Genomic DNA, 8,796 nt, shown 5'->3' with positions numbered 1-8,796 from the left:
CCGCGGCCGGAAGGGGGTCAGCTCCCCAGGAGGGGGATGTCGTTCCTGCCGAGGTGGTAGTCGCGGACCGCGTTGACCAGCTCGGTGGTGGACAGTTTGCCGCTGCCGTCGGTGTCCATCTCGGCGAAGGCACGCTCGGCCTCGGCACCGCTGAGACCGATGGCGTCGAACCACTTGGTCATCTCGTCGGGGTCGATCTCGCCGTCCCCGTCGGTGTCGAGCACGTCGACGATGGCCTGGATGGTCGGCTGCACGACCGAGGCGAACCCGGCGTCGCCCTTGCTGATGATCTCCTGCTCGGCGACCGCGACGAACTGCTCCCGGTTCATCTGCTGCGTCCCGGCGGCCTCGACCAGACGCTCGAACATGGACAGATAGGCCTGCCTGAGGGCGTTGCCCTTGGCGGTGCCCTCGGCTCCCAGGCGCGAGATGATGCCGTCGGCCTCGGTCTCGAAGTCCGAGCGCTCGATGACTCCGTTGCCGTTGGAGTCCCAGAGGCGGAAGCGCTGCTCGAGTCGGCTGTCGGCCTTGGTGGCGGTCGTCATTCGTTCGTCCTCACATTCACCCCGAAAAAGGGCACATAATGACCACTGAAAAAGAAAACAACTTCACATCCAGACGCCGAAGCGGCCTTTCATCAAAGAGGGTACCCCGATGTCGGCGGATCATTGAAGGGATCCGAGAAACCGATCCCGCTCTTCTTTGATATTTATATCGGACATTTACGCGCGAATATCATGTTCTTCGAAAAACGATTCGCCGGGGGCGTCGGGGAGGGGGTCGCCCTGACGGAAGACCAGACGCTCTCCCGGCATGAGCGCCAGATCCCGTCCGGTCGGCGCCGGGTCGGCGTGGACCAGAACGTTGTAGTGGTTGGGCATGTGGCAGCCGTCGAACCCCAGTACCACCCCCACGCGGCGGTCCCCGATCCACACCTCGTCGCCCCGGTCCACCACCCCCGCGGCGGTGATCTCGACGAAGCCGAGGAACCCCACCCTGTCGATCCGGGTGCCCTGAGCGGTCCCGGTGTGGTCGGTGGCGACCAGCTCGTGCACCTCGCCCGCGCGCACACATCTGCTCGCGTACGGTTCGAGCCGCATGCCCCGCTCGCTCCTGCGGTGCACCAGGACCTTCACCAGGGTCGCGGTGACCTCCCGCTTGGGCCCGTCCTCGTGCGGATTCATCCCGTCGCCTCCCGTGTCCTCTCCTCGTACGCGGTGCTCTCCCATCGGTAGGCCTCGCCCACCAGTCGCAGCGCGGACGTCCCCGCCGGGTCCTCGACCAGGCCGCCGCGTACACGGCGGCCGAACTCGGTGAGCACGCCGACGTACTCGTGCCACAAGGACTCCTTGAAACCGCTGTGGCCGTCCAGCATGTCGGCCCGCAGCACCGTGCCGTCGGCGATGCGCACCTCCACGTCCTTGCGTTCACCGGGGTGGGACCAGTCCAGGAGCACGCGGGCGACGGGCCCGCCGGGGACCAGCGGACGGTGCGGCCCGCTCTTCCTCGCGCGCAACGCGATGTCCGCCCACCGGTCGACGCCCGTCCCGTCCCGGGCGATGCGCGCCGCGGTCACCTCGACCGGACCGAGCAGCCACTCGACCAGGTCGAAGGCGTTGGGGCCGTTGTCGGCGACGCACCCTCCGCCGCAGCGGGCCGGGTCCAGGTACCAGGTGTCGGTTCCGGCGTGCTCCTCGATCCGTTCCAGGTAGCGCACGGTCACCTCTGCCACCGGTCGTCCCGTGATCTGCTCCCGTAGCCGTGTGACGGCGTCGTTGTACCTGCGGTGGAAGGCGGTGAACAGGGGCACGCCTCGTGCCCGGGCAAGATCGGCGAGCGCCCGGCCCTGCGCCGGGTTCATGGCCAGCGGCTTCTCCACGCACACGGCCGTCCCCCGTCGGAGGGCGTCGGCGCACACGGGTGCGTGCACGTCGTTGGGAGCGGTGACCACCACCGCGTCCAGGCGCTCTCGATCGAGCATCCGCGTGTGTTCGACGTAGCCTGGAACGTCGGGCGCCCGGGCGTCGAGCGCCGTGGAGTCACGGTCGCACACCGCGGCCAGAGTCATTCCCGGCACCGTGCGCAGCGCGGCGAGGTAGAACCGGGAGATCACGCCGAGGCCGACGACCCCGACGCGCAGGGGTGACCTCACCGCCGGACCTCCTTCGTCGCCGGGGCGGGCAGTCCGACCCTCACGGCCTCTTCCCACAGTTCGGCGTGCACCGACGCCTCCAGCGGCACGCCCTCGCGGCGCCTCTTGCGTGCCCGGTGGTACTCGTGCCAGCCGGGGTAGCGCACCGGCTCGTCGGGGTCGCTGGGCGGGCAGGCCAGGATCGAGCCGAACAGCGTCCCGGCGTCGGCGTCGGTCCCCTCCCTCAGGGCGTCGGGGGCGACGGCGGCGACGAAGAATCCGATGTCGTCGTCGCGTCCGCCGGGACGACCGTCCCCGTCGAGGGCGTCGGGGTGCGGCCCCAGGCCCGCGCCGGGGACCAGCGCGGACAGCACCTCCACCATGAGTCCCAGCCCGAACCCCTTGTAGCGGCCGACCTCCCCGCCCAACCACATCAGGTGTGCGCGCCCGGCGTCGAAGGAGGCGGCGTCGGTGACCGCCGCGCCCGTGTCGTCGCACAGCAGGCCCTCGGGCAGGGGACGGCCCTCGCGGGCGGCCTGGCGGATGCGTCCGGTCGGAGCGGCCGTGGTGCTCATGTCGAGCAGGAACGGGGGGTGGCCGCCGGCGGGCGCGGCGACGCTGAGGGGGTTGGTGCCTAGCATCGCCACCGCTCCTCCGGGGGGCCGGGCGATGCGTTGGCGTCCGCAGTTGCTGGCCACCACGCCGACCATGCCGTGCTCGGCGGCCCGCAGCGCGTGGTACCCCGCACAGCCCAGGTGGGTGGCTCCGCGCACCGACACCAGCCCGATGCCGTGGCGCGCCGCGCGCTCCACGGCCAGGTCCATCGCCTCCGACGCCGACCAGAGCCCCAGGGCCCGACGGGCGTCCCAGAGCACCGCGGCGCCCAGGTCGGTCAGGGTGCGCGGTTCGGCCACGGGGTCGGCCCTGCCCTCGTCGAGCAGGGGCAGGTAGAGCCGGGTCAGATTGGCCAGGCCGTGCGAGCGCGCCCCCGCCAGGTCTCCGTGGCAAAGGGCGCGCGCCGACTCCTCGGCCCGTCGCCGCGGCAGGCCGCGGTGGATGAACAGTCCGGCGGTGAGATCGAGGAGGTCGTCGTGGTCGACCACGACGGTTCCGTGGCCCGGTGGGGCCTGTGGCGGGGAGGTCGTGCTCACTGTCGTCCGTTCCTTGAGTCGATGAAGGCGGTCAGGAGACGGGCCACCGCGTCGGCGAACCCGTCGAGCTCCTCGGCCCGGGCGAACTCGCCCTCGGCGTGCGCGTTGTTGGCGGACAGGTCCCCCGGCCCCAGCACGACGGTGCACGCTCCGGGGACCCCGTCCATCCAGATGGCGTCGCAGGTGAAGGCCGCCTCGTCCTCGGGCCAGGGCGCGATCCCGGCGCGGCGCAGCAGGGCGTGTCCCCAGGGGTCGCGGTCCCACAGGGCGGGCAGCCCGCGTTTGGTCCACTCCAGTCGGGTCACGGCGCGGGCGTCGGCGGCGGTGCGGGCCATGAGCGTGGTACCGGCGAAGACCTCGGTGAAGGCCGTGAGCCCCTGGTCCAGCGCGTCGTGGAGCGCGTGTTCGCGTGCGCGGCCCTGCTCGGCGTCGGCGTAGGAGAGGTTGAGCAGCAGGGAACCTGTGCCGTAGACCCTGTTGTGCAGCTCACCGGTGTGCAGTCCCGCCACGCACACCGAGGCCCCGTGCCCGTCCAGGGCGCGTGCCAGGTGTTGGGCCACGAAGCCCAGGAGCACGGTGGCGTTGTGTCCGGTGTGCGGCCGGTCGTCGACGGCGTCGTCTCCCTCGACCGACACCCGGGCGGTCATCGACGCGGTGCTGCGGGGCAGGAAACGCATCCCGGTGGGTTCACAGAACACGTTGAGGCGACCGGTGTGGCCCTGTTCGACCAGCACACGGGTGCCCAGCGTGCCCATGGCGCCGCCCTCCTCCCCCGCCACGACCTGGAGCAGGACGGCGACGTCGCGGCCCAGGGCGGGCAGGCGTTCGCGGGCGGCGCGTATCCCCGCCAGCAGTGCCACCGCCGGTCCCTTGGCGTCGATGGCACCGCGTCCGTGGAAGCGCGCGCCGTCGAAGTCGACCGGTTGTCGTCCGGCGACCGTGTCCAGGTGCACGTTGAACATCACGGTGCGTTCGGTCGGCAGTGCGGGCCCCAGCCGCAGCACCAGGTTGGGCTGGCAGTCCAGGAAGTCGGGGTCGGTCATGGCCCGGCGTACGGGAAGCGGAACGTCGGGGCGGTCCAGGTCGGCGGGGGCGGCGGGGGCGTGGTGGAGCACGTGGAAGCCGATGTCGGCGGCGGCGCGGGCGTAGAGCGACTGGGCCTCGCGCAGTCGGGGCGGCGGCCCACCGGGACCCGTCTCCAACGGCCCCGCGGTGGGCAGCTCCAACAGCCGCAGCAGAAGGTCGTGGTCGGTGGACGTCAGGTGCGCGTGGGCCAGGGCGGTGGTCATGTGACCTCCCGCGCGGTGGGCGTGGCGGGGACCGGGTGGAGGGCGTGGCCGAGGAGCCGCTCCAGGGCGCGCCCGTAGGCGACGAAGGCGTCCGGATCGCCGCTGCCGGGGTCCGCGCCTTGGCCCCGTAGGTGCGGGCGCAGATGCAGGTGGGGTTCGATGGACAGCGTCCCGTCGTAGCCGTGCCGGGCCAGCAGGCGCAGACACTCGGCGGTCCCGGACTCGCCGGCCCCGGGGAGCACGTAGTCGACGCGTCCGCCCGGCCCGGACACCGCGTCCTTGACGTGGACGTGCACCACGTGGTCGACCAGCTCGCGCAGCATGTCCGGGGCGTGGTAGCCGTGGGCGACGCCGTTGCCGGTGTCGAACAGCAGCCTCAGCGCGGGGCTGTCCACCACCTCCACCAGCTCCAGGGCCCGTTCGGCGTCGTCGCCCGCCCAGCCCGCGCAGTTCTCGTGCGCCAGGACCAGTCCCGCGTCCTCGGCCCGGTGGACCAGTTCGCGGACGCGCGCGTGGACCAGGCGCTTCCAGTCGGCGTCGGCCAGTCCACCGGAAGGGTAGGACATGATCCGCACCAGCCGGGTGCCCAGCACCCGGCAGCGCCGCGCCAACACCTCCAGCTCGTCCAGGTCCCAGGAGAAGTCCGCGGTGGCCGGTCGCGACCAGTCGCCGATCCGGGAGGCGACGGCGACCACGGTGATCCCGGCGTCCAGGATCTGCTCCGCGGCCTGGGCGAAGGCCCGTTCCTCCATCGCGGCGACGGCGGTCCCGTCGACGGAGCGCAGTTCCAGGCGGTCCCAGCCGAGCTCGGCCAGGGCGGCGAGCTGTCCCGGCAGGTCGGGGGCGGCCTCGTCCCCGATGCCGGCCAGACCGACACGATCAGGCACCGACGGCACTGTCCACCTCCCGGTTCCCGGCTCCGTCCCGGCACAGGTTCTTGGCCTCGGCCAGCAGCCGGGTCGCCTCCACCTGCACCGGGAGCGTCCCGTGCGCGCGGTGCGTCCACGCGTAACGCGCGTAGGCGTCGTGGAGGAAGGCGGGAAGGACGTCGTCGGTGAAGACCGAGCGGGTCGGCCGCCTGCCGAAGGCCTCCACCACCAGTTGGGAGGTGTGGTCGGCCGCGCTACAGGGGTAGTGGCCGGTGACCAGGGCCCGGTCGAACTCCAGCACGATCCGGCGCTCGCGGACGGGGGAGGTCAGGTCCGTCTCGATCCGGGTGCGCACTCCGCCGTGGTGTGCCAGGTCGAGCCGGGCGCGCCCCAGGCCGGGCAGTCGGATCCGGTCGGTCACCATGTCCTCCAGGCGGACCGAGGTGACGTCGGCTCCTCCGGCGAGGGTGACGACCACCGCCAGCGCGTGGGGCACCTCCACGTCGAGGGCCGTGGGGTGGCCGGGGGTGCGTGTGGTGCGGGTGAAGCGGGGCTTGTTCTGGGTGACCGTGATGGCGCGCAACCGCCCGAAGGCGTCCGTCCGGTGTGCGGCGTGCAGACGCCGGGTGAGCGCGCTGCTGAGCCACTGGGTGGCGACGGTGATGTCCAGGTCCCAGCGTCTGCGCAGCCGGGCGATGGCGGCCAGCCCCACCAGGTCCAGGGCGAGGGGTTTCTCCACGATGATCATGCGGTAGCCGAACCGGGCCAGGCGTTCCAGCGGCCCCGAACGCAGGTGCGGCGGTGTGCACAGGTGGACCACGGTGTCGCGCGGCGGTGCGTGGCGGGTCGCCTCCTCCAGGGAGTGGACCATGAGCGCGCCCTCCACCCGGGCGCGGAACGGGTCGAACCCCACCACCGGCTCGGGAGCGAACAGGGCGGGATCCTGTGCGCGCGCCTTGGCGAGCGAGGGCAGGTGCAGTCCCTCCCCGGATCTGCCCAGTCCGACGACGAGGGTGTGCAGCATACGGGCGAACACCTTTCCGGTTCTCTCCTCCGTCACCCGGGAGGAATTGCCCGGGTGTCTGACGAAAACTCTCCCGCCCAGCGTCGGGCACTGCATCGAGGTCGTCAAAAAATAGAACGCGTTCCCATAACCAAAAACCGAGAAAAGGACGTACCGTCACATCCGAACGCGCTTACGGAAAATAAGGAGAATCCATTGCGACGGATTCGTCATAATGTGAACGAAAGAGGCGAAATCGGGACGGCCCGGGTTCTGCGGGCGCGGTCCGACACCAGCAGAACCCGGCGGGGTCAGGACACCGAGAAACTGAACAGACCGCTGGGCGGAGCGTGCCAGCCCCGGTCGGGGGCGACCGTGACCCCCGGCCCGACACAGGTCCTGCCGGCGTGCATGCGCACGTTCTCGTCGGTGAGGTTGACCAGCACGTGCGCCGTCGCGGGAAGTCGATAGCAGCTTCCCGAGGGGGGATCGGGGTAGCGCAGCAGTTCCTCGAACTCGGTCGTGAACACCACGACCTCACCGGTGGCGGCGTGCGCCGGAACGGCCCCCACCACGGTTCCACCCACCGCGAGCGCGAACACCGCGGCGGCTGACGCCAGAGCTCTCATGAAAGATCGCCTCCTTCTTCTCTCCTTTTTCCACGAAAGTCCGCACCACCCGCGTCAGCACGTGCGCGGACCCTTCGGAAACGATCGTCCTTCAAACCGTTCGCGAAGACCACCTCGAACCAAAAGGGCAAGGAATTTCGGGCCGCCCATACTTCACACAAAAGGGACAGAAGCCAAAAAAGAGAAAACACGGCGAAATAATAAATTCAGGGAGATGTCGCATTCACCGGAACACGAAGAAGCCCGCCCCCCGAGGGAGCGGGCGTCACCGTGCACCGAGGCTCAGACCTTGCGCCACTTCGGGACCCAGGCGCCGTCGTGCACCTCGTAGTCGCCGAAGAGCGCCGGGGCCTCCTCCTTGAGCGCCTGACCGATGAGGTGGAACAGCAGGCGGATCTCTTCCTCCGCCCCGGGCGCGGTGCGGGCCTCCAGCGTGTGCCGCAGGGTGCGCACGTTGGCCGTCCACACCAGACCCGTCGCCACGCCCTCGGGGGCGAAGCGGCGCATGAACGAGGTCTTGTGCTTCTTCTCGGCGAACTTCACGCCCTCCTCGTCCAACCCGAAGTGCTCGGCCATCCACAGCTGGAACTCCTCCATCCGCTCCAGCATGGCGGTGGCCCGTTCCATCAGCTCCGGGTCCTTCTCGGCCCACTCGGGGAACCAGAACGGCAGGTCGGTCAGGCGCACGAAGCGCAGTGACTCCTGCGAGACCGCCACACCCGGCCGGTGACGGATCAACTCGTGGGTGAGCACCCTGGACACGTTGTGCAGCACGAAGCTGAAGCTGATGTGCTCCAGGACCGAGCCGTGCATGCTGGCCAGGAGGTTGCCGAGGTAGGCGTCCTGGTCGCTGCGCACCCGGGTGACGTTGGGGTTCAGGCCCGGCTCCCAGGAGCGGTAGCACAGCCGTCCGGCGAACTCGGCGAGGTTCTGCGGATCGTTGAGGTGGGCGTCGAGCTCACCGCGGTCGAAGCGCTCCAGCCACGCCTCTCCCCCGACCTCCTTGAGGTAGTCGGCGATGGCGTCGTAGTCCACCTGTGGACGCGCCACCAGACGGACCTGCGGCTCGACCCTCTTCACAGCATGCCTCCCGTTCGTGTTCCCCGCCCGAACGCACGCCTGAGGGCCGTGACCCCGAATGTGGGGGCACGGGGCGTGGTGGGGGCGGCTGACCAGCCTCCACGAGGGTACACGGGGCCGGTGTCGGTCCGCGGAAGGAGCCGGAGGGAGCCCACGACACGGGCCGGGCGCTCCACCGGCTGATCCGGTCGAGCGCCCGGCCCGTGTTCGGATGTGGGGGTCGTGGCCACGGTCCGCGGCCTTGGGTGGAAGCGCGTCCCCAACGTCAGAGGCCGTAGAAGTAACCGGGTGCGACGAAGAGCCCGACGACGATGGCGATGATGCCCCAGAGAAGCTGGCCTCGCAGCACTCCGAGAACGCCGGCGACGATGAGGATGATTCCGAGGATTGAAAGCAAGATACCCATGCACAACCACTGACCCGTAACGAATTGGTCAAACTTACTGGCTGGATTTTTTCACAAAAAGGGGTATTTGTGCAGGTGAAGGCCTGGGTCAAGGGCCCGCGCGGCACGTGATGAACTGGTCCCCGATAGTTGGACCGGCTAACTAAAGGTTAGGCCGCCAGGGCCTGAGCCCGGTACTGCACCGGGCTCAGGCCCCCAAGGTAGCCATGGGCGCGTTCGTGGTTGAACCAGGCGATGT

Annotated in this window: 11 protein-coding genes; all 11 read right to left on the bottom strand. The window is 70.3% G+C overall.

Features of this window, described 5'->3' with window-relative positions; translation table 11 throughout:
* Positions 1–17 precede the first annotated feature (17 nt).
* Complete coding sequence (locus tag PFX91_RS20315) at positions 18–545, bottom strand: EF-hand domain-containing protein (protein WP_285734266.1); 528 nt, start codon at positions 543–545, stop codon at positions 18–20.
* Positions 546–722: 177 nt separating this feature from the next.
* Positions 723–1,184 (bottom strand): DUF6917 domain-containing protein, encoded by a 462-nt coding sequence (locus PFX91_RS20310; protein WP_285734264.1) that lies wholly within the window; start codon positions 1,182–1,184, stop codon positions 723–725.
* Positions 1,181–2,152 carry a Gfo/Idh/MocA family protein gene (locus PFX91_RS20305; protein ID WP_285734262.1) on the bottom strand — a complete coding sequence of 324 codons (972 nt, stop codon included), beginning with the start codon at positions 2,150–2,152 and terminating at the stop codon, positions 1,181–1,183. The genes PFX91_RS20310 and PFX91_RS20305 overlap by 4 nt, the downstream gene beginning before the upstream one ends.
* A complete protein-coding gene (locus PFX91_RS20300; protein ID WP_285734260.1) occupies positions 2,149–3,282 on the bottom strand; it encodes an Ldh family oxidoreductase in 1,134 nt (377 codons plus the stop codon). The genes PFX91_RS20305 and PFX91_RS20300 overlap by 4 nt, the downstream gene beginning before the upstream one ends.
* Positions 3,279–4,571 (bottom strand): M20/M25/M40 family metallo-hydrolase, encoded by a 1,293-nt coding sequence (locus tag PFX91_RS20295; protein ID WP_285734258.1) that lies wholly within the window; start codon positions 4,569–4,571, stop codon positions 3,279–3,281. Before PFX91_RS20295 ends, PFX91_RS20300 begins: the two co-directional genes overlap by 4 nt.
* Positions 4,568–5,458, bottom strand: coding sequence for a sugar phosphate isomerase/epimerase family protein (locus PFX91_RS20290; RefSeq protein ID WP_285734256.1), 891 nt, complete (start codon positions 5,456–5,458; stop codon positions 4,568–4,570). Before PFX91_RS20290 ends, PFX91_RS20295 begins: the two co-directional genes overlap by 4 nt.
* Positions 5,451–6,464, bottom strand: a complete 1,014-nt coding sequence (locus PFX91_RS20285; protein ID WP_285734254.1) for a Gfo/Idh/MocA family oxidoreductase — start codon at positions 6,462–6,464, stop codon at positions 5,451–5,453. Before PFX91_RS20285 ends, PFX91_RS20290 begins: the two co-directional genes overlap by 8 nt.
* Positions 6,465–6,754: 290 nt before the next feature.
* Positions 6,755–7,072 (bottom strand): hypothetical protein, encoded by a 318-nt coding sequence (locus PFX91_RS20280; protein WP_285734253.1) that lies wholly within the window; start codon positions 7,070–7,072, stop codon positions 6,755–6,757.
* A 282-nt stretch (positions 7,073–7,354) separates the two neighbouring features.
* Positions 7,355–8,152: an FAD-dependent thymidylate synthase gene (gene thyX, locus PFX91_RS20275; RefSeq protein WP_285734251.1), complete on the bottom strand. Its 798-nt coding sequence runs from the start codon at positions 8,150–8,152 to the stop codon at positions 7,355–7,357.
* 265 nt (positions 8,153–8,417) lie between these two features.
* On the bottom strand, positions 8,418–8,558 hold the full coding sequence (locus PFX91_RS20270; RefSeq protein ID WP_285734249.1) for a GPGG-motif small membrane protein: 141 nt from the start codon (positions 8,556–8,558) through the stop codon (positions 8,418–8,420).
* A gap of 149 nt (positions 8,559–8,707) precedes the next feature.
* Positions 8,708–8,794 (bottom strand): IS3 family transposase, encoded by an 87-nt coding sequence (locus PFX91_RS23195; protein WP_352231709.1) that lies wholly within the window; start codon positions 8,792–8,794, stop codon positions 8,708–8,710.
* Positions 8,795–8,796 lie beyond the last annotated feature (2 nt).

The organism is Nocardiopsis sp. ATB16-24, assembly GCF_030271535.1.
Taxonomy (GTDB): Bacteria; Actinomycetota; Actinomycetes; order Streptosporangiales; family Streptosporangiaceae; genus Nocardiopsis.
The sequence above is the reverse complement of the archived record's forward strand: the minus strand, read 5'-3'. Positions and strand labels throughout refer to the sequence as shown.